General features: G+C 68.0%; 16 protein-coding genes and 3 pseudogenes. 13 read left to right on the top strand and 6 right to left on the bottom strand.

All coding sequences use genetic code 11. The annotated features are described in order from the left end of the window. Nucleotides 1–65: 65 nt before the first annotated feature. Both ACHMW8_RS06785 and ACHMW8_RS06780 read left to right on the top strand, forming a co-directional pair. A pseudogene (locus ACHMW8_RS06785) lies at nt 66–146 on the top strand (hypothetical protein); the annotation flags it as partial. A gap of 49 nt (nt 147–195) precedes the next feature. Then, nucleotides 196–525, top strand: a complete 330-nt coding sequence (locus tag ACHMW8_RS06780) for a carbohydrate porin (protein ID WP_395445100.1) — start codon at nt 196–198, stop codon at nt 523–525. Here ACHMW8_RS06780 and tkt read toward each other — a convergent pair. After that, nucleotides 471–2433, bottom strand: a pseudogene (tkt, locus tag ACHMW8_RS06775) (transketolase). The gene ACHMW8_RS06780 and the pseudogene tkt overlap by 55 nt on opposite strands. A 188-nt stretch (nt 2434–2621) precedes the next feature. Between tkt and ACHMW8_RS06770 the strand changes: the two are divergent. Together ACHMW8_RS06770 and ACHMW8_RS06765 are read left to right on the top strand one after the other, a co-directional pair. Then, complete coding sequence (locus ACHMW8_RS06770) at nt 2622–4658, top strand: NAD(+) synthase (protein WP_395445099.1); 2037 nt, start codon at nt 2622–2624, stop codon at nt 4656–4658. Between the two features lie 94 nt (nt 4659–4752). Then, nucleotides 4753–6063, top strand: a complete 1311-nt coding sequence (locus tag ACHMW8_RS06765; protein ID WP_395445098.1) for a mannose-1-phosphate guanylyltransferase — start codon at nt 4753–4755, stop codon at nt 6061–6063. A gap of 33 nt (nt 6064–6096) precedes the next feature. On the opposite strand, the gene ACHMW8_RS06760 is transcribed toward ACHMW8_RS06765, so the two are convergent. Next, nucleotides 6097–7263, bottom strand: coding sequence for an AGE family epimerase/isomerase (locus ACHMW8_RS06760; protein WP_395445097.1), 1167 nt, complete (start codon nt 7261–7263; stop codon nt 6097–6099). Between the two features lie 98 nt (nt 7264–7361). On the opposite strand from ACHMW8_RS06760, the gene ACHMW8_RS06755 reads away from it, so the two are divergent. The 4 genes and pseudogenes from ACHMW8_RS06755 to ACHMW8_RS06740 all read left to right on the top strand — a co-directional run bounded on the left by ACHMW8_RS06755 (nt 7362) and on the right by ACHMW8_RS06740 (nt 9900). After that, nucleotides 7362–7907, top strand: coding sequence for an HAD-IIIA family hydrolase (locus ACHMW8_RS06755; RefSeq protein ID WP_199743609.1), 546 nt, complete (start codon nt 7362–7364; stop codon nt 7905–7907). Next, complete coding sequence (gene rfbD, locus ACHMW8_RS06750; RefSeq protein WP_395445096.1) at nt 7904–8788, top strand: dTDP-4-dehydrorhamnose reductase; 885 nt, start codon at nt 7904–7906, stop codon at nt 8786–8788. The genes ACHMW8_RS06755 and rfbD overlap by 4 nt, the downstream gene beginning before the upstream one ends. 73 nt (nt 8789–8861) lie before the next feature. Further along, nucleotides 8862–9514, top strand: a pseudogene (gene fsa / locus ACHMW8_RS06745) (fructose-6-phosphate aldolase). A gap of 152 nt (nt 9515–9666) precedes the next feature. Beyond that, entirely contained in the window at nt 9667–9900 is a 234-nt protein-coding gene (locus ACHMW8_RS06740; protein ID WP_125159618.1) for a hypothetical protein, read from the top strand. 2 nt (nt 9901–9902) lie between these two features. Here ACHMW8_RS06740 and ACHMW8_RS06735 read toward each other — a convergent pair whose 3' ends face one another. After that, nucleotides 9903–10139 carry a hypothetical protein gene (locus tag ACHMW8_RS06735; RefSeq protein WP_125159617.1) on the bottom strand — a complete coding sequence of 79 codons (237 nt, stop codon included), beginning with the start codon at nt 10137–10139 and terminating at the stop codon, nt 9903–9905. Continuing rightward, entirely contained in the window at nt 10136–10570 is a 435-nt protein-coding gene (locus tag ACHMW8_RS06730) for a MarR family winged helix-turn-helix transcriptional regulator (protein WP_125159616.1), read from the bottom strand. The genes ACHMW8_RS06735 and ACHMW8_RS06730 overlap by 4 nt, the downstream gene beginning before the upstream one ends. 139 nt (nt 10571–10709) lie before the next feature. Between ACHMW8_RS06730 and ACHMW8_RS06725 the strand changes: the two genes are divergently transcribed. Genes ACHMW8_RS06725 through ACHMW8_RS06715 form a run of 3 tightly spaced genes read left to right on the top strand, consistent with a single transcriptional unit; the run spans nt 10710 to nt 13300 of the window. Then, nucleotides 10710–12104 (top strand): pyridoxal-phosphate dependent enzyme, encoded by a 1395-nt coding sequence (locus tag ACHMW8_RS06725; RefSeq protein ID WP_395445095.1) that lies wholly within the window; start codon nt 10710–10712, stop codon nt 12102–12104. Nucleotides 12105–12114: 10 nt separating this feature from the next. Next, complete coding sequence (locus ACHMW8_RS06720; RefSeq protein WP_395445094.1) at nt 12115–12636, top strand: PLP-dependent transferase; 522 nt, start codon at nt 12115–12117, stop codon at nt 12634–12636. After that, complete coding sequence (locus tag ACHMW8_RS06715; protein ID WP_395445093.1) at nt 12554–13300, top strand: trans-sulfuration enzyme family protein; 747 nt, start codon at nt 12554–12556, stop codon at nt 13298–13300. The genes ACHMW8_RS06720 and ACHMW8_RS06715 overlap by 83 nt, the downstream gene beginning before the upstream one ends. Here ACHMW8_RS06715 and ACHMW8_RS06710 read toward each other — a convergent pair. Next, complete coding sequence (locus ACHMW8_RS06710) at nt 13186–14211, bottom strand: mechanosensitive ion channel family protein (protein WP_395445092.1); 1026 nt, start codon at nt 14209–14211, stop codon at nt 13186–13188. The two genes, ACHMW8_RS06715 and ACHMW8_RS06710, sit on opposite strands and share 115 nt — an antisense overlap. Nucleotides 14212–14355: 144 nt before the next feature. Here ACHMW8_RS06710 and ACHMW8_RS06705 point away from each other — a divergent pair, with 144 nt between their 5' ends. Together ACHMW8_RS06705 and ACHMW8_RS06700 are read left to right on the top strand one after the other, a co-directional pair. Continuing rightward, the gene (locus ACHMW8_RS06705) at nt 14356–15516 is read left to right on the top strand and encodes a DegT/DnrJ/EryC1/StrS family aminotransferase (protein ID WP_395445091.1); all 1161 of its coding nucleotides are present in this window, start codon (nt 14356–14358) and stop codon (nt 15514–15516) included. 126 nt (nt 15517–15642) lie between these two features. After that, a complete protein-coding gene (locus ACHMW8_RS06700; protein WP_395445913.1) occupies nt 15643–16860 on the top strand; it encodes a multidrug effflux MFS transporter in 1218 nt (405 codons plus the stop codon). Here the strand turns inward: ACHMW8_RS06700 and ACHMW8_RS06695 are convergent, their stop codons facing one another. Continuing rightward, the gene (locus ACHMW8_RS06695) at nt 16861–17163 is read right to left on the bottom strand and encodes a response regulator (protein WP_395445090.1); all 303 of its coding nucleotides are present in this window, start codon (nt 17161–17163) and stop codon (nt 16861–16863) included. Nucleotides 17164–17165 lie beyond the last annotated feature (2 nt).

The following is a 17165-nucleotide window of genomic DNA, read 5'->3' as shown; positions in this document are numbered from 1 at the left end:
GGACGATATCCGCTTCCTGGCCCCGTCCGGCGACCCCGCCCCCGGCGACGGCGCAGGGCGCCTATGTGCTGCTGGAGCGCCACCTGACCGGCGAGGTCGACGTACGCAAGACGACCGCATTCGCGCGCCTGGGTGTCTCCGACGGCGACACCACCGCCTTCAGGGGCGGCTGGCAGGCGGGCGTGCTGGTCGAGCATGTGTTCGAGAAGTCGGCCCGACAGCGCCTTTTCGATCGGCGTCAATCAGGTCTTCCTGTCGGGCAAGTACCGCGACAACGCCATCGACGCTGGCCTGGGCCTGAGGCGTTCGGAAAGCGCGATCGAAGTGACCTATTCGGACAAGATCGGGCCGGTGACGATCCAGCCCGATCTGCAATATGTGAAGGATCCGGGCGCTGACGGCGGCGTCGGCCACGCCCTGGTGGCGATCCTGCGAGTTGGGGTGGAGTTTAGGCTCCACCCCTTTCAGGATCAGGCGCTGGCGGCTTCCGCGACGGCCTCGGCGGTGATGCCGAATTCCTTGTAGAGGCGCTCGAACGGGGCCGAGGCGCCGAAGCTCTTCATGCCGACGAACTTGCCGTCCTCGCCGATGAAGCGCTCCCAGCCCGATCTTAATGCCCGCCTCGACCGCCACGCGCACCGGCGCCTTGCCGATGACCGAGGCCTGGTAGGCGGCGTCCTGCTGGGCGAACAGTTCCCAGCAGGGGGTCGAGACGACGCGGGTCGGCTTGCCCTGGGCCTGGAGGATGTCGCGCGCGGCCACGGCGACGCCGACTTCCGTGCCCGAGGCGAAGATCGTCACCTGCGCTTCACCGCCCTCGGCCGCCAGCAGTTCGTAGGCGCCCTTGGCGCAGAGGTCGCCGCCGCTGGCGCGGACATGCGGGGTCTTCTGGCGCGACAGGGTCATCACCGACGGCGTGCGCGGATGCTGCAGGGCGACCTTCCAGCACTCGGCGGCTTCCACCGCGTCGGCCGGGCGGAAGACCAGCAGGTTCGGGATGGCGCGCAGGGAGGCGACCTGTTCGACGGGCTGGTGGGTCGGGCCGTCCTCGCCCAGGCCGATGGAGTCGTGGGTCATCACGTGGATGACGCGCGTTTCCATCAGGGCGCCCAGGCGGATGGCGGCGCGGCTGTAGTCGGCGAAGGCCAGGAAGGTGCCCGAATAGGGAATGACGCCGCCGTGCAGCGACATGCCGTTCATGGCCGCGGCCATGCCGAATTCGCGGACGCCGTAGTGAACATAGCGACCGGTGTATTCCGGAGCGTCGAACGCGCCCATGCCCTTGACCAGGGTGTTGTTCGAGCCGGTCAGGTCGGCCGAGCCGCCGATCATGTCCGGGATGGCCGGGATCAGCTGGTCCAGGGCCGAGCCGGAGTGGACGCGGGTGGCATTGACCGGCTTGGTCTCCAGGGCCTTGGCGATGTGGGCGTCCAGGGCCTCGAAGGCGCCGGCGGGAAGCTCGCCGGCCATGGCGCGCTTGAAGTCCGAGGCGTGGGTCGAGGCGGCGAGCTTGGCTTCCCAGGCCTTGCGGACCTTGGCGCCGCGACGGCCGACGCTCTTCCAGGCCGTGGCGATGTCGCCCGGCACGGTGAACGGCTCGGCGTCCCAGCCCATGGCGACGCGGGCGTCGCGGATCTGGTCGTCGAACAGGGTGTAGCCGTGGCTGTGGGGGTCGCCTTCTTTCGGACCCGCGCCCTTCGAGATCAGTGTCTTGCACGCGATCATGGTCGGACGGTCCTGCTTCGTCGCCCAGCGCAGGGCGGCGGCGATCTTGCCGTGGTCGTGGCCGTCGACGACCTTCACGGCCCAGCCGGCGGCCTTGAAGCGCGCGACCTGGTCGCCGGTCTCGGCGATGGTGGCCTCGCCGTCGATGGTGGTGTTGTTGTCGTCGAACAGCACCGTCAGCTTCTTCAGCTTCAGGCGGCCGGCGATGCTGATGGCCTCGTGGCTGACGCCCTCCATCAGGCAGCCGTCGCCAGCGATCACCCAGGTGCGGTGGTCGACCAGATCCGGACCGAAGCGGGCGGCGAGGTGGGCTTCGGCCATGGCCATGCCGACGGCCGTCGCCAGACCCTGACCCAGCGGGCCGGTGGTGGTCTCGACGCCGGGGGTGTGGTGGACTTCCGGGTGGCCGGGGGTCAGCGAACCCCACTGACGGAAGTTCTCGATCTCCTTCATCGTCATGGCCTTGAAGCCGGTCAGGTGAAGCAGGGAATAGAGCAGCATCGAGCCGTGGCCGGCCGACAGCACGAAGCGGTCGCGGTCGTGCCAGTTCGGCTGGCTCGCGTCGAACTTCAGGAACTTGCCCCACAGGACCGTGGCCACATCGGCCATGCCCATCGGCATGCCCTGGTGACCGGACTTGGCCTTGTGCACGGCGTCCATGGAAAGGACGCGGATCGCGTCGGCCATCTTGATGGGCGAAACGGGCATGGGGACTTCCGTCTTTTCTATGTTTTGCGGAGCTGCGCGAGGGGCGCACTCGCATGGGTGCGCCCGGGGGTCAACCCGCGCGGGGCTTCTGGCGACATGTTGAGGACGCTATGCAACATCGTCCGGGGGCGTTATAGGTGGAGCCCGACTTATGCTCAATTTCAGCATAACCCTGAAAGGCCGGTTCCTTGGGTAGTCCGTCGTTCTTCTCGCCCTATCGCCACGGCTTCGTCCGCGTGGCCACCGCCGTACCGAAGGTGAAGCTGGCTGATCCGGCGACCAATGCGCGGAGCGTGCTGGCTCTGGCCCAGGAGGCGCACGAGTCCGGCGTGGCGGTGATCGTGTTCCCCGAGCTTGGCCTGACCGGCTATACCGTCGATGACCTGCTGCAGCAGGAGGTATTGCTGGACGCGGTAGAGGCGGCGATCGCGACCTTGGCCGAGGCCAGCGCCGACCTCGCGCCGATGATCGTCGTCGGCGCGCCGCTGCGCGATGGCGGCCGGCTCTACAACACCGCCGTGGCGATCCAGGGGGGCAGGGTGCTGGGCGTGGTCCCCAAGAGCTTCCTGCCCAACTACCGCGAGTTCTACGAGCGACGCTGGTTTACGCCCGGCGCGGGCGTGACCGGCAAGACTCTGGCCCTGGCCGGGCAAAGCGCGCCGTTCGGGACCGACGTCCTGTTCCGCGGCGAAGGGGTGACCCCGTTCACCGTCGGCGTCGAGATCTGCGAGGACGTCTGGACCCCGACCCCGCCCAGCACCGCCCAGGCGATGGCCGGAGCTGAGATCCTGCTGAATCTATCGGCCAGCAACATCACCATCGGCAAGTCCGAGACTCGCCGCCTTCTGTGCGCCAGCCAGTCGTCGCGGATGATCGCGGCCTATGTCTACGCGGCGGCCGGGGCGGGCGAGAGCTCGACGGACCTGGCCTGGGACGGCCATCTGGACATCCATGAAATGGGCGCCCTGCTGGCCGAGACCGCCCGGTTCTCCACCGGCCCGGCGTGGACCTATGCCGATGTCGACGTGGAGCGGATCCGCCAGGAACGCATGCGGGTCGGCAGTTTCGGCGACGCCATGGCGCTGAACCCGGCCAAGGTTCCGTTCCGCGTCGTCCCGTTCGTCTTCACGCCGCCGGCTGGCGATCTGGCCCTCGCGCGCGTCGTCGAGCGCTTCCCGTTCACGCCGTCGGATCCCGCCAAGCTGCGCGAGAACTGCTACGAGGCCTACAACATCCAGGTCCAGGGCCTGGCCCGGCGGCTCGAGGCCTCGGGTCTGAAGAAGCTGGTGATCGGCATCTCCGGCGGCCTCGATTCGACCCAGGCTCTGCTGGTGGCGGCCCGCGCCGTCGATCAGCTGGGCCTGCCGCGCGCCAACATCCTGGCCTACACCCTGCCGGGCTTCGCCACCTCGGATCGCACGAAGGACAATGCTTGGGCGCTGATGCGGGCCATGGGCGTGACGGCCGCCGAGCTCGACATCCGGCCGGCCGCGACCCAGATGCTGAAGGATCTCGACCACCCGTTCGGACGCGGGGAGCCCGTCTATGACGTGACGTTCGAGAACGTGCAGGCGGGTCTGCGCACCGACTATCTGTTCCGCCTGGCCAACCACAACGCCGCCCTGGTGGTCGGCACCGGCGACCTGTCCGAGCTGGCCCTGGGCTGGTGCACCTACGGCGTCGGCGACCACATGAGTCACTACAACCCCAACTGCGGGGCGCCCAAGACGCTGATCCAGCACTTGATCCGCTTCGTGGCCCATTCCGGCGATGTCGATGCGACCACGACGGCGCTGCTGGAGGACATCCTGGCCACCGAGATCTCGCCGGAGCTGGTGCCGGGCGAGGCGACCCAGGCGACGGAGAGCTTTGTCGGCCCCTACGCCCTGCAGGACTTCAATCTCTACTACCTGACGCGCTACGGCGTGGCGCCGTCCAAGATCGCCTTCCTGGCCTGGAGCGCCTGGCATGACGCGGGCAAAGGCGGCTGGCCGGCGGGTCTGCCCGATAGCGCGCGCCGCGCCTATGACCTGGCCGAGATCAAGACGTGGCTGGAGCTTTTCCTGAAGCGGTTCTTCGCCAACCAGTTCAAGCGCTCGGCCGTGCCGAACGGACCCAAGATCTCGTCGGGCGGCGCCCTGTCGCCGCGCGGCGATTGGCGAATGCCGTCCGATGTCACCGCCGACGCCTGGCTGGCCGAACTGCACGCGGGGACGCCAAGCTGACGAAAACTCTTCGTTCCATCACGCTTTGCCTTTAAGCACCCTTCGCAATAAGGCCCTATCAAGGGTCAAAGACTAAGACGTGGTGGGGTTTATCTTGGCATCGATCTATCCGGTGATCCTGTGCGGCGGCTCGGGCACGCGCCTCTGGCCGGCTTCGCGCAGCGACCAGCCCAAGCAGTTCCTGAAGCTGGTCGGCGACCGTTCGTCTTTCCAGGAGACCGTCCTGCGGGTGAAGGACATCCCCGGCGTCGCCGAGATCGTCATCGTCACCGGCGAGGCCATGGTCGGCTTCGTCGCCGAGCAGACCGCCGAGATCGGCGTCTTCGTCACCATCCTGGTCGAACCCGAGGCTCGCGACAGCGCCCCGGCCGTGGCCGCCGCCGCCGCCTATGTGCAGAGCCAGGATCCGGACGGCGTCGTGCTGATGCTGGCCGCGGATCACCACATCGCCCAGCCGGAGATCTTCGGCGAAGCCGCGGTGATCGCCGCGCGAGCCGCCGAGAGCGACCTGATCGTCACCTTCGGCGTGCGGCCGACCTCGCCGGCGACCGGCTTTGGCTACATCCGTCCCGGTGAGCCGCTGCTGGACGGCTCTGTCAACGCGGTCGCCGCCTTCGTCGAGAAGCCCGACCGCGAAACCGCCGAGCGCTATGTGCTCGAGGGCTACCTCTGGAACAGCGGCAACTTCGCCTTCAAGGCCGCGACCTTGATGGGCGAGTTCGAGGCCTTTGAACCGACCGTCGCCGAGGCCGCCAAGGCTTGCGCCGCCGCTCTGACGCTGGAGGCCGGGATCGGTCGCCTGGACCGCGAAGCCTTCGGCCAAGCCAAGAAGATCTCCCTCGACTACGCGGTGATGGAGCGCACCCAGAAGGCCGCCGTCGCGCCCGCCGCCTTCGCCTGGTCGGACCTGGGCGCCTGGGACGCGATCTGGGAAGCGTCGATCCGGGACCATGACGGCAACGCCCATGACGGCGACGTCGACCTGCACGGCGCCACGAACGTCCTGGTCCGCACCACGGGACCCTATGTCGGCGTGATCGGCGTCAGCGACATCGTCGTGGTGGTCGAGGCCGACGCGGTTCTCGTCTGCCACCGCAAGGACAGCCAAGCGGTGAAGACCCTGGTCGATGGCCTGAAGGCCAAGGGCCGTTCGATCGCCTCGCGCAAAAGCGCCGCGCCGAACGGGACCGAGACCCTGGTTTCGACCACCGGCTTCGATGTCGAGTTGCGCCGCGTCCCGGCCGGCGAGACGATCGTCGTGCCGGTCTCGACCGTGCAACTGCTGGAGGGCGTGCTGGAGATGGACGGCGACGTCTACGCCGCCGGCGCCCTGATCCCTCTGGACGCCGAGATCCGCGCGCGGGCCATCGGCGCGGCGACACTCCTGGTCACGAAGCCGCGATAGACTTGCTGGCGCGCATTCTCGCCGCCGAACTGCTCACCCTTCGGCGGGATGCGCGCTGACCGCCCGGTCGAACTCCGCGATGGCGCAGGTGATGTGATAGAAGGAGCTGGCCGGGGCCGGCTCCTCCACGAAGGTCTCGTCGGGCAGGTACTTGTCGCGCCAAAGACCGGGGACGGGCGTGCGCAGATAGGTCATCAGGCCTTCCGCGCCTGCCGCGGCCATGTCCCACCAGCGGTCTTCGCCGGTGATCTGGGCGGCCAGCACAGAAGCCTTGATCCGCTCGGTCTGGGGCCACAGGCGCGCGCTGTCGTCATGGATCGCGTAGTCGTCCAGCAGGGCGTTGATCGCCACGCCGCGCGCCAGGTCGATGCCGTGCGTCTCGCCAGCCTCGATCATCTTCAGGGCGGCGGCGATCGCGTCGTCGCGGCCCGCCAGCTTGCCCCAACGCAGCAGCAGCCAGCCCCATTCGAACTGGTGGCCCGGCTCGCAGATGCGGCCCTCGACGCCCGGCGCTGGGTTCCAGTCAAGATCGAAGAATTCGCGGATCTGACCGCTTGCCGCGTGAATGAACCTGGTCAGGGCCAGGTCGCCGATCTCGTCGGCCAGGGCGCGCCAGGCCGGATCGTCGTCGACCTCGTTCCAGGCCAGCATCGCCTCGAACAGGTGCATGTGCGGGTTCGACTGCAGCGGCGTGGTCGGCGGGTTGGTCTGGTGGAAGCCGCCCAGGGGGTGCTTGCGCTCGGCGCGGAGCTTCTCGAGCACATGGACGGCGATCGCCTTGGCCTCGGCCTTGCGGTCCGGCAGCGCCTTGGCCACGGCCGCCAGGGCGAACATGGCGAAGGCCTGGTCGTAGGGATCGGCGGTGTCGTCGAGGCTCTCGCCGTTCGGTCCGACCAGGGCGCGGAACAGGCCGTCGGGCCGGCGGTAGGCCTTCAGATAGAAGGCCAGGCCGTGCGCGACCGCCTCGCGCCACGGGCCTGTCCAGCCCAGCTCGCCGGCCAGGGCGTAGGAGAAGATCTGCCGGGGCAGGACGCGGCCGCGGCGCGGACCGTCCACCGGCTGGCCGTCGAGATCGATCTTCTCGAAGAAGCCGCCCTTCACATGGTCGGCGCCCGTCTCCCACCACAGCGGGTAGGCTGCTTCCAGAGCCCAGGTCTTCAGGCGGTCGCGCAGGCGGGCGGCGTCGGCGAAGGCGGTCATCGAGAGCTCCAGAGGATCACCTTCTTCTAGGGAGCTTGCGCGACGAGGCCAAGACGGAGGCGTGGCGTTTCGCAGCCGGTCGGGGTAGTGCTCGCGTCATGACCAGTCCTGCCGCCCTCCCTCCTCTGAAGGCCGTGTTCCTGGATCGGGACGGCGTGCTGAACGTCGACCACGGCTATGTCTCCGACCCCGCCAAGCTGACCTGGATCGACGGCGCCCGCGAGGCGGTGGCGGCGATGACCCAGGCTGGCCTCAAGGTGCTGGTGGTCACCAACCAGTCGGGCATCGGCCGGGGCTATTTCGATGAGCCGGCGATGGACCGGTTCCATGCCGCCATGCAGGATCAGTTGGCCGAGCTGGGCGGCCGGATCGACGCCTTCTACCATTCGCCGTTCCATGAGACGGCCATCGTCGAGGCGTATCGGGTCGCCGACCATCCGGACCGCAAGCCCAATCCCGGCATGATCCTGCGCGGCCTGGCGGACTGGAGCCTCGCGCCGGACGAGGCGGTGATCATCGGCGACCGCCATATCGACGTCGAAGCCGGCAACCGGGCGGGCCTTCCGGGCTACCTGTTCAGGGGCGGCAGCCTGCGAACCTTCGTGGGTCAGGTTCTGGGCGAGCGCGTCCCGGCGTTGAAATGAGGATCCTGCAGTTCGGCCGGACGGGCCAGGTCGCCACCGCCGTCCAGGCCGCCGCCGGCGGGACCGTCGAGGTCATCGCCCTGTCGCGCGCCGATTGCGACCTGCAGGACCCCGAGGCCGTCCGCGCCGCGATCCTGGCCGCCGACTGCGATCTGGTCCTCAACACCGCCGCCTTCACCCATGTCGACCCCGCCGAGGAGCGACCCGACGAGGCTTTCGCGGTCAACGCCGCCGCCCCAGGCGTCATGGCCGCCGCGTGCGCGGAACGCGACCTGCCGTTCGTGCACCTGTCGACCGACGCGGTGTTCGACGGCGTGACCGATCGTCCCTATGTCGAGACCGACGCGGCGCGGCCGATCAACGTCTACGGCCGCTCCAAGCTCGCCGGCGAGCAGGCGGTTCTGGTTCACCCCAAGGCGGTGGTCTTGAGGATCTCGTGGGTCTTTTCCCGCTACGGCCGCAACTATGTCAGCTTCATGCTGCGCCTGGCCCGTGAGCGCGAGGTGCTGAAGATCGTCGCCGATCAGTTCGGCACGCCGACCGACGGCGAGGCCCTGGCCGCCTTTCTGATCGCGACCGCGCCGCGCTGGGCCGCCGCCGCGAACGGGGATCCGGCGTTCGGCCTCTTCCACTTCGCCAACGCCGGCGAGACCAGCCGTTTCGACTTCGCCAAGGCCGCGATCGACCGCGATCCGCTGGCCAAGGCGTGCTTGGAACGGACAAGCCAGGCCGCCTTCGCCGAGCCCGCGCCGAGGCCGCCGCGCTCGCCTCTGGACACGGGCAAGCTTCAGAAGGTGTTCGGCTTCCGGCCCGAACCCTGGCGGACGGCGGTCGAGCGCACGGCCGACCGGCTTGTCGCCGACCCCGCCGCGCGGGCCTGACGAGTCTGGCGTGAAGCCGCCGCTCGGGCTAAACCGGCGCAACTCCCGACATAAAAGAGCAGCGCGAGCGACCATGCAGATCTTCCTCGACAGCACCGACACCAAGGTCATCGCCGATCTGGCCTCGACCGGCCTGATCGACGGCGTCACGACCAACCCGACCCTGATCGCCAAGTCGGGCCGTCCGATGCTGGAAGTGATCGCCGAGATCTGCGACATCGTTCCGGGCCCGATCAGCGCCGAAGTCGCCGCCACCACGGCGGACGCCATGATCGCCGAGGGCCAGAAGCTGGCCAAGATCGCCCCGAACGTGGTGGTCAAGATCCCGCTGACCCGCGACGGCCTGATCGCCTGCGCGGCCTTCGCCGACGAAGAGATCAAGACCAACGTCACCCTGTGTTTCTCGCCGACCCAGGCCCTGCTGGCCGCCAAGGCCGGCGCGACCTACATCTCGCCGTTCATCGGCCGCCTGGACGACTACGGCTTCGACGGCATGGACCTGATCCGCGATATCCGCGCGATCTACGACAACTACGGCTACGAGACCGAATTCTGGCCGCCTCGGTGCGCAACGCCGCCCACGTCAAGGAAGCCGCGATCATCGGCGCCGACGTCGTCACCATTCCGCCGGCCGTGTTCGCCGATCTCTACAAGCACCCCCTGACCGACAAGGGCCTGGAGCAGTTCCTCAAGGACTGGGCCTCGACGGGCCAGTCGATCCTCTAAGGCTGTCCTGTAAGGGATTGCGCGTTCCCGGGCGGGCTTTCACTCGCCCGGGAGGCGATCAAGTGATCACAGTTTATTTCGCAGTGGCGAAGATGGTTCGCAAACGCGAACTCGTGCGTTAAGTCTTGGTCCGTCCACAGAGGGCCACGCACATGGTTCCGACTGCCGCCGAGACCGAAGTCCGCCTGGCCGGCCCCGAAGAGGCCGACCGCTTCTCGCGATTCCTCCAGGGCTTCCTCTCCGCCAATGGTTTTCCATTCGTGATCGTGCACGACACACCCGAGTTCCTGGGTCAGCTGCGCCGGGTCGTGTTCGAGGACGTCTGTCTGTCCCGAAAGTTCGCCAGCGAATGGGTGAACCAGCGCGGCACGGCCGGGACGGCCTGACCTCAAGCCGAGAGGCGAGCTTGGACCTCGGGATGGTCCTTCCAGGCCGGCATCTTGGACATGTAGACGATGGTCTCGGTTTCAGCCTGGGCGCGCGGGCTGCCGCGCCGCTCCTGCCACTGCACCATGCGCTCGAAGCGCGTGGGGAAGTCCTGCAGCGCGCCGGCCTCGTCGACGCAGTACTGGCAATAGGGGCCGGACTCGATCGGCAGGCCGCAGCTCTCGCAAGCGTGGCTCATGGGCGGGTTCCTTTCAGGTGGGCGACGAAGTCTCGGAAATGATCGATCAGCGTCTGGCGCTGCTCGGGTGTCAGTCTGGCGCCGGCGGCGGCCAGGACATCGAGGTCCAGGACGTTGCGGCTCTCCAGCAGAGCGGCTTGGCCGGCGTCGGTCAGCCAGATCAGGCTGCGGCGGGCGTCGGCCGGATCGCGGTCGCGGGTCAGCAGGTCCTTCTCGACCAGATGATCGACCATCTCGGTCAGGGTGCTGGGCGCGCGGTCGACGTGGCGAGCGAGTTCGCCGGCGGTCAGCGGACCCGCGGCGGCCAGGTGGTCAAGCAGCGCCACGGTCTCGGGCGACAGCCGTTCGCGCTTGTCCCTCAAACGCCGGACCGCGGCGCGGTAGGTCGCGCGGAACAGGTCCTCGAAATCAGCGGCGAAGGCGTTCGTCATGAAGCGACGCTACGAGGGGGCCGATCCTTCGTAAATCCCGAACGAACACCCCATATCCGACGGCCCTGGCCCTCTTCCCTTCGTTCGTCAAACGGGCCTAGCTAGGGGAAATCGTTTCACCAGGCTGCGGAGCTGCGCCATGAACGACCCTAAATCAGGCCTTCCGAGCATCGCCGGTTCCGCTCTCGATCTGATCGGCCGTACGCCCATGGTCGAGGTCAAGCATCTCGACACCGGTCTTTGCCGGCTGTTCCTCAAGCTGGAGAACCAGAACCCCGGCGGCTCGATCAAGGACCGCGTCGCCCGCTCGATGATCGAGGCGGCCGAGGCCGACGGCCGGCTGAAGCCGGGCGGCACGATCATCGAGGCCACGGCCGGCAATACGGGCCTGGGCCTGGCGCAGGTGGCGGCCCTCAAGGGCTACAAGCTGATCCTGATCGTCCCCGACAAGATGGCGCGGGAGAAGATCCTGCACCTGCGGGCCATGGGCGTGGACGTGCGCCTGACCCGCAGCGACGTCGGCAAGGGCCACCCGGAATACTATCAGGACATGGCCCAGGCCCTGGCCCAGTCGATCCCCGGGTCGCTCTACGCCAACCAGTTCGAGAACCCGGCCAATCCGTTGGCGCACGAGACCACCACGGCGCCCGAGCTGCTGACCCAGATGGAGGGCGACATCGACGCCGTCGTCGTCGGCGTCGGCTCGGGCGGCACGCTCACCGGCATTGGCCGCTACATGAAGGCCCACTCGCCCAAGACCAGGATGGTGCTGGCCGATCCGGTCGGCTCGATCCTGCGCGACTATGTGGAGACCGGGACCTTCGGCGAGGCCGGCAGCTGGATCGTCGAGGGCATCGGCGAGGACTTCATCCCCGACAACGCCCAGATGGACCTGGTCTCCCAGGCCTATTCGATCAGCGACCGCGAGAGCGTCGACACCGCCCGACTGTTGCTGAAGAAGGAAGGGATTCTCGGGGGCTCGTCCTCGGGCTGCCTGCTGGCGGCGGCGCTGAAGTACTGCCGCGAGCAGACCGAGCCCAAGCGCGTCGTGACCTTCGTCTGCGACACGGGCGGCAAGTACCTGACCAAGATGTTCAACGACTTCTGGCTGGCGGCGCACGGCTTCGACGGCCGCGAGCTGCACGGCGACCTGCGCGACCTGATCGCCAAGCGCTACGCCGAGGGCGGCGTGATCGCCATCGGACCCGATGACACGCTGCTGACCGCCTATAACCGCATGCGCTCATCGGACATCAGCCAGCTGCCCGTGGTCGATCATGGCAAGCTGGTCGGCATTCTCGACGAGAGCGACGTGCTGGCCGCGGTGGAGGCGGGCGAGGAGGCCCCGCGCTTCAAGACCCTGGTCGGCGCGGCCATGACCCGCGCGGTCAACACCCTGCAGGCCCATCAGAGCGTCGACGACCTGCCCGAGGTGTTCGATCGCGACGAGGTGGCCCTTGTGGTCGACGGCGAGGAGTTCCTAGGTGTGATCACCCGGGTCGACCTGATCAATCACCTGCGGCTCAGCGCCTGAAGGACCTTTCATGACCGACATCCCCGGCAAGAACCGCCTGGACTTCGCCACGCGGACTATCCACGGCGGCCAGTTCCCCGACCCCACCACCGGCGCGGTCATGGTGCCGATCTACGCCACCTCGACCTACGCCCAGGCCAGTCCCGGGGAGCACAAGGGCTTCGAATACAGCCGCAGCCACAACCCGACCCGCTTCGCGTTCGAGCGCTGCATCGCCGATCTGGAGAGCGGGACGGCGGGTTTCGCCTTCGCCTCGGGCCTGGCGGCGGCCTCGACGATTCTGGAAACCCTGGACAGCGGCGCGCACGTGATCGCCAGCGACGACCTCTATGGCGGCTCGTTTCGGCTGTTCGACAAGGTTCGCAAGCGCTCGGCCGGCCTGACCTTCAGCTTCGTCGACATGGCCGATCTGGCGGCCGTTCGAGGCGGCGATCACCCCGGCGACGCGGATGATCTGGGTGGAGACGCCCACCAACCCGATGCTGCGCCTGGCGGATCTGGCGGCGATCGCGACCCTGGCCAAGACGCATAACCTCGTCACCGTCGCCGACAACACCTTCGCCAGCCCCTTCATCCAACGGCCGCTGGAGCTGGGCTTCGACATCGTCATGCACTCGGCGACGAAGTACCTGAACGGCCATTCCGATGTGGTCGCCGGCGTGGCGGTGGTCGGCGACAACGCCGCCCTGGCCGACCAGATGAGGTTCCTGCAGAACGCCGTCGGCGGGGTGCTGGGACCGTTCGACAGCTTCCTGGCCTTGCGCGGGGTGAAGACCCTGGCCCTGCGCATGCAGCGCGCCTGCGATAGCGCGCTGGAGATCGCCCGGTGGCTGGAACAGCACCCGGCCATCGAGCGGGTGATCTATCCCGGCCTGGAGAGCCACCCGCAGCACGACCTGGCGAAGCGCCAGATGACGGGCGGTTTCGGCGGCATCATCTCGGCCGAGGTGAAAGGCGGACTGGCCCCCGCCCGCAAGATGCTGGAACGCACACGCCTGTTCACGCTGGCGGAAAGCCTGGGCGGGGTCGAAAGCCTGATCGAACATCCGGCGATCATGACCCACGCCTCGATCCCGGCTGATCAGCGCGCGGCTTTGGGCATCTCGGACGGCCTGATCAGGCTTTCGGTGGGGATTGAGTTCTTGTCGGGACCTGATTTCCGATCTCGACGCGGCTTTATCAGGCTGAGCAGGTGATGGTGTTCGCCCTCGCCCGGCATGACGGGCGAGGGGTCCTTGGCCTTGGTCGGGCGGGGCGGCGGGAGATCCGTGCGCGTCGGGTCCTCGGCCAGCAGGTGAGCGGCCAGCATCAGGTCGGTCTTGACGGGGCCGAAGTCGGCTGAAGCGGTCCAGGCGCGGATCGCGGCCTGGGCGAAGGCTTCCGACAGGTCGACGACCTCGATCATCACCGCGGGCTCCTTGCGGATGCGGGCGTCGCTTTCGGCGCGCTCGCGCAGGCGTTTGAGCACCATCACCAGATCCGTCTTCAGCGGCACCTTGAACAGCACATCGGCCCGCCGGCTGCGGTGGGTCGAATAGTTCAGGATCACGTCGCCGAACACCTTGCTGTTGGGGATCATGACCTTGACGTTGTCGGGGGTGGCGATCTCGGTGAACAGCAGGTCCAGCGATTTCACCGTGCCGTTGCGGGTCGCGGTCTCGATCACGTCGCCGACCCGATAGGGGCGAAACAGCAGGATCATCATTCCGGCCGCCACGTTCGACAGGGCGCCCTGAAGGGCAAGGCCGATGGCCAGCGAGGCCGCGCCCAGCACCGCGATGATCGAGGTCGTCTGCACCCCAAGTTGCTGCAGCACCGCCACCAGGCCGACGGCGATCACCGCGTAGCGGGCCAGCGAGGCGCTGAAGCTCTCCAGGGTCGGATCCGGCGTGTTGCGATGAACCCGGGCCAGGGTCCGGCTCATGAACCGGGCGGCAAGGCCCGCCAGCCAGAAGGTCACGACCAGGATCAGGGCGGCGACCATTAGGTTCACCGCCAGCTTGCCCAGCCAGTCCAGGAAATGCCCGAGCATGGTCTCGTCGGCCTTTACGTTGGCGAGCGACGGCAGGGACGCATCCGCCGGGATGATGCTGGGCTTGGTCTTCATAGGAGTTCTCGATAGGCGCCCCGCCGTGTTCGGTCAACGACAAGGCGCGCCGACGGTTCCGCTTGACCGTCCTTGTGGCGAGGAAACAGTCGGTTACATCAATTGGCTCGAAATCGTCGCGATCGGACACTAGAGGCTGCGCTCATGAGCATGCCCTTCATCGACCTCGCCGCGCAGCAGCGCCGGATCCGCGACAAGATCGACGCCGCCATCGCCAAGGTGCTGGACAGCGGCGCCTACGTCATGGGCCCACAGGTCCGGGAGTTCGAGGCCAAGCTCGCCGAGTTCGGCCAGGCTAGGCTGGCCCTGTCCTGCGCCAACGGCACCGACGCCATCGCCCTGCCGCTGATGGCCTGGGGCGTGGGCCAAGGCGACGCGGTGTTCTGCCCCTCCTTCACCTTCGCCGCCACGCCGGAAGTCGTGCCGTGGGTCGATGCGACCCCGGTGTTCGTCGACGTGCTGCCGGACACCTACAATCTCGATCCGGCCAAGCTGGACGCCGCCATCGCCGCGGTGAAGGCCGAGGGCAAGCTGACACCGAAAGTGGTGATCGCCGTCGACCTGTTCGGCCAGCCCGCCGACTACCCGGCCATCAAGGCGATCTGCGACCGCGAGGGCCTGAAGCTGATCGCCGACAGCGCCCAGGGGTTCGGCTGCACGCTGCACGGCCATCACCCGCTGCATTGGGCCGATGTCGCCACCACCAGCTTCTTTCCGGCCAAGCCGCTGGGCTGCTACGGCGACGGCGGGGCGGTGCTGACCAATGACGCCCATCTGTGGGACCTGATGGACAGCTACCGCGTCCACGGCAAGGCGGTCGGCCCGGATCTCGAGGGCAAGACCTTCGACCACGACCCGAAGTACCTGAACACCCGTATCGGCATGAACTCGCGCCTCGACACGATCCAGGCGGCGATCCTGATCGAGAAGCTGGCGATCTTCGCCGAGGAGATCGCCCTGCGTCAGGGGGTGGCGGACCGCTATGCGCGGGGCCTCAAGGGCGCGGTGATCTCGACTCCGGCCGTAATCGAAGGCGGCGTCTCGGTCTGGGCCCAGTACGTGATCGAGCACGCCAACCGCGACGGCCTGGCGGCGCACCTGAAGACACAGGGCGTCCCGACGGCGGTCTACTATCCCGTGCCGATGCACCTACAGGCGCCGTACGCGGCCTTCCCGCGCGGCGCGGGCGGCCTGCCGGTGACGGAAGCCAAGGCCGAGACCGTGCTGGCCCTGCCGATGCATCCCTACCTGGCAGAAGCCGACCAGGCGAAGATCATCGAGGCGATCCGGGCCTTCAACGGCTGATCGAGGCCATCAGGTCTGGCGTCTCGCGCGCCAGGCCCTATATCCGGCGCACATGCGTCTCGTGGCGGGGCGTCAGTCCGCGCGAGAAAATCCATGTCCGACACCAAGCCATCGCCGCACCCCGGCATGGGCTTTGGCCAGTTCGTCGCCCTGATCGCGGCGATGATGGCCACCAACGCGCTGGCCATCGACTCCATGCTGCCGGCCCTGCCGCGCATCGGCGAGGCGCTGGGCGTTCACGATCCCAACGCCCGCCAGTGGGTGATCACCTCTTACCTGCTGGGCTTCGGCGTGGCGCAGCTGGCCTATGGTTCGCTGGCCGATCGCTATGGCCGCAAGCCGGTGCTGATGATCGGACTGACGCTCTATACGCTCTTCGCCGCCCTCTGCGCCTTCTCGACCTCGTTCGAGATGCTGCTGATCGCCCGGTTCCTGACCGGCCTGGGCGCGGCGTCCACTCGGGTGCTGTCGGTGTCGATCGTTCGCGACTGCTATGCCGGCCGCCAGATGGCGCGGGTGATGTCGCTGGCCTTCATCGTCTTCCTGGCCACCCCGATCATCGCGCCGTCGCTGGGCCAGGGGATCATGCTGTTCGCCTCGTGGCGCTGGATCTTCGGCGTGCTGTCGATCTTCGGCCTGGTCGTCATGGCCTGGGCGGCGGTCAAGCTGCCCGAGACCCAGCATCCGGAGGACCGGATCCCGATCTCGGTCGCGGGCGTCACCTCGGCCTTCAGGATCGCCCTGACCGACCGGATCGCCATGGGCTACACCATCGCCGCCGCCCTGGTGCTGAGCGGCCTGTTCGGCTTCCTCAACTCGGCCCAGCAGGTGTTCGCCGAGGTGCTGGGCGCGGGCGATCTCTTCCCGCTGATCTTCGCGGCCATCGCCGGAAGCATGGCGGTCTCGTCGCTGCTGAACTCCCGGATCGTCGGCAAGCTGGGCATGCGCAAGGTCTCGCACTGGGCGTTGATCGGCTTCATCGCCTTCGCCGCCGCCCACGCGGCGATCGCCATCACCGGCCATGAAACCCTGTTGAGCTTTTCCCTGATGCAGGCCGGCATGATGTTCTGCTTCGGCCTGGTCATGTCGAACTTCGGGGCCATCGCCATGGAGCCGCTGGGTCACGTCGCCGGCGCGGCGGCCTCGATCCAGGGCTTCATCACCACGATCGGCGGTGCGCTGTTCGGTTTCGTCATTGGCCAGATGTACGACGGCACGACCGTGCCGCTGACCCTTGGCTTCGCCGGCTTTGGCGTGGCGGGGCTGATGACGGTGCTGGTCACCGAGAAGGGCAAGCTGTTCCAGACCGGCGTGGCTGCGCCGGCTCCGGCCGTCGCTCACTAGTCAAGCGGCGGTTTTCGACCGAGCGCGGTCCAGCGCCGCGTAGAGAGCCCGGATATCCAACGGCTTGGCCAGCCAGTCGGTCATGCCGGCTTCGCGACAGGCCTGAACCTCGTCGTCCGCCACCCCAGCGCTGAAGCCGATCACCGGGGTGTCATGATTGAGGCCACGACCCGCCCGCAGGCGGCGCGTGGCCTCGCGGCCGTCGAGACCGGGCATGTTGACGTCCATCAGCACCACGTCGAAGGCCCGGGTCTCCAGCTGCTTCAGCGCCTCCAGTCCGTCCAGGGCGGTGGTCAGCTCCACCC

The organism is Caulobacter sp. UC70_42, assembly GCF_044056025.1.
Taxonomy (GTDB): Bacteria; Pseudomonadota; Alphaproteobacteria; order Caulobacterales; family Caulobacteraceae; genus Caulobacter.
This window is presented reverse-complemented; position numbering and strand designations above follow the sequence as displayed.

Bases quoted from the DNA above. Each gene is read 5' to 3' on its own strand.
- ACHMW8_RS06780 (WP_395445100.1), top strand. From the start codon at position 196: ATGTGTTCGAGAAGTCGGCCCGACAGCGCCTTTTCGATCGGCGTCAAT.
- ACHMW8_RS06760 (WP_395445097.1), bottom strand. From the start codon at position 7,263: ATGACCGCCTTCGCCGACGCCGCCCGCCTGCGCGACCGCCTGAAGACC.
- ACHMW8_RS06755 (WP_199743609.1), top strand. From the start codon at position 7,362: ATGACCAGTCCTGCCGCCCTCCCTCCTCTGAAGGCCGTGTTCCTGGAT.
- rfbD (WP_395445096.1), top strand. From the start codon at position 7,904: ATGAGGATCCTGCAGTTCGGCCGGACGGGCCAGGTCGCCACCGCCGTC.
- ACHMW8_RS06740 (WP_125159618.1), top strand. From the start codon at position 9,667: ATGGTTCCGACTGCCGCCGAGACCGAAGTCCGCCTGGCCGGCCCCGAA.
- ACHMW8_RS06735 (WP_125159617.1), bottom strand. From the start codon at position 10,139: ATGAGCCACGCTTGCGAGAGCTGCGGCCTGCCGATCGAGTCCGGCCCC.
- ACHMW8_RS06730 (WP_125159616.1), bottom strand. From the start codon at position 10,570: ATGACGAACGCCTTCGCCGCTGATTTCGAGGACCTGTTCCGCGCGACC.
- ACHMW8_RS06725 (WP_395445095.1), top strand. From the start codon at position 10,710: ATGAACGACCCTAAATCAGGCCTTCCGAGCATCGCCGGTTCCGCTCTC.
- ACHMW8_RS06720 (WP_395445094.1), top strand. From the start codon at position 12,115: ATGACCGACATCCCCGGCAAGAACCGCCTGGACTTCGCCACGCGGACT.
- ACHMW8_RS06715 (WP_395445093.1), top strand. From the start codon at position 12,554: ATGATCTGGGTGGAGACGCCCACCAACCCGATGCTGCGCCTGGCGGAT.
- ACHMW8_RS06710 (WP_395445092.1), bottom strand. From the start codon at position 14,211: ATGAAGACCAAGCCCAGCATCATCCCGGCGGATGCGTCCCTGCCGTCG.
- ACHMW8_RS06705 (WP_395445091.1), top strand. From the start codon at position 14,356: ATGAGCATGCCCTTCATCGACCTCGCCGCGCAGCAGCGCCGGATCCGC.
- ACHMW8_RS06700 (WP_395445913.1), top strand. From the start codon at position 15,643: ATGGGCTTTGGCCAGTTCGTCGCCCTGATCGCGGCGATGATGGCCACC.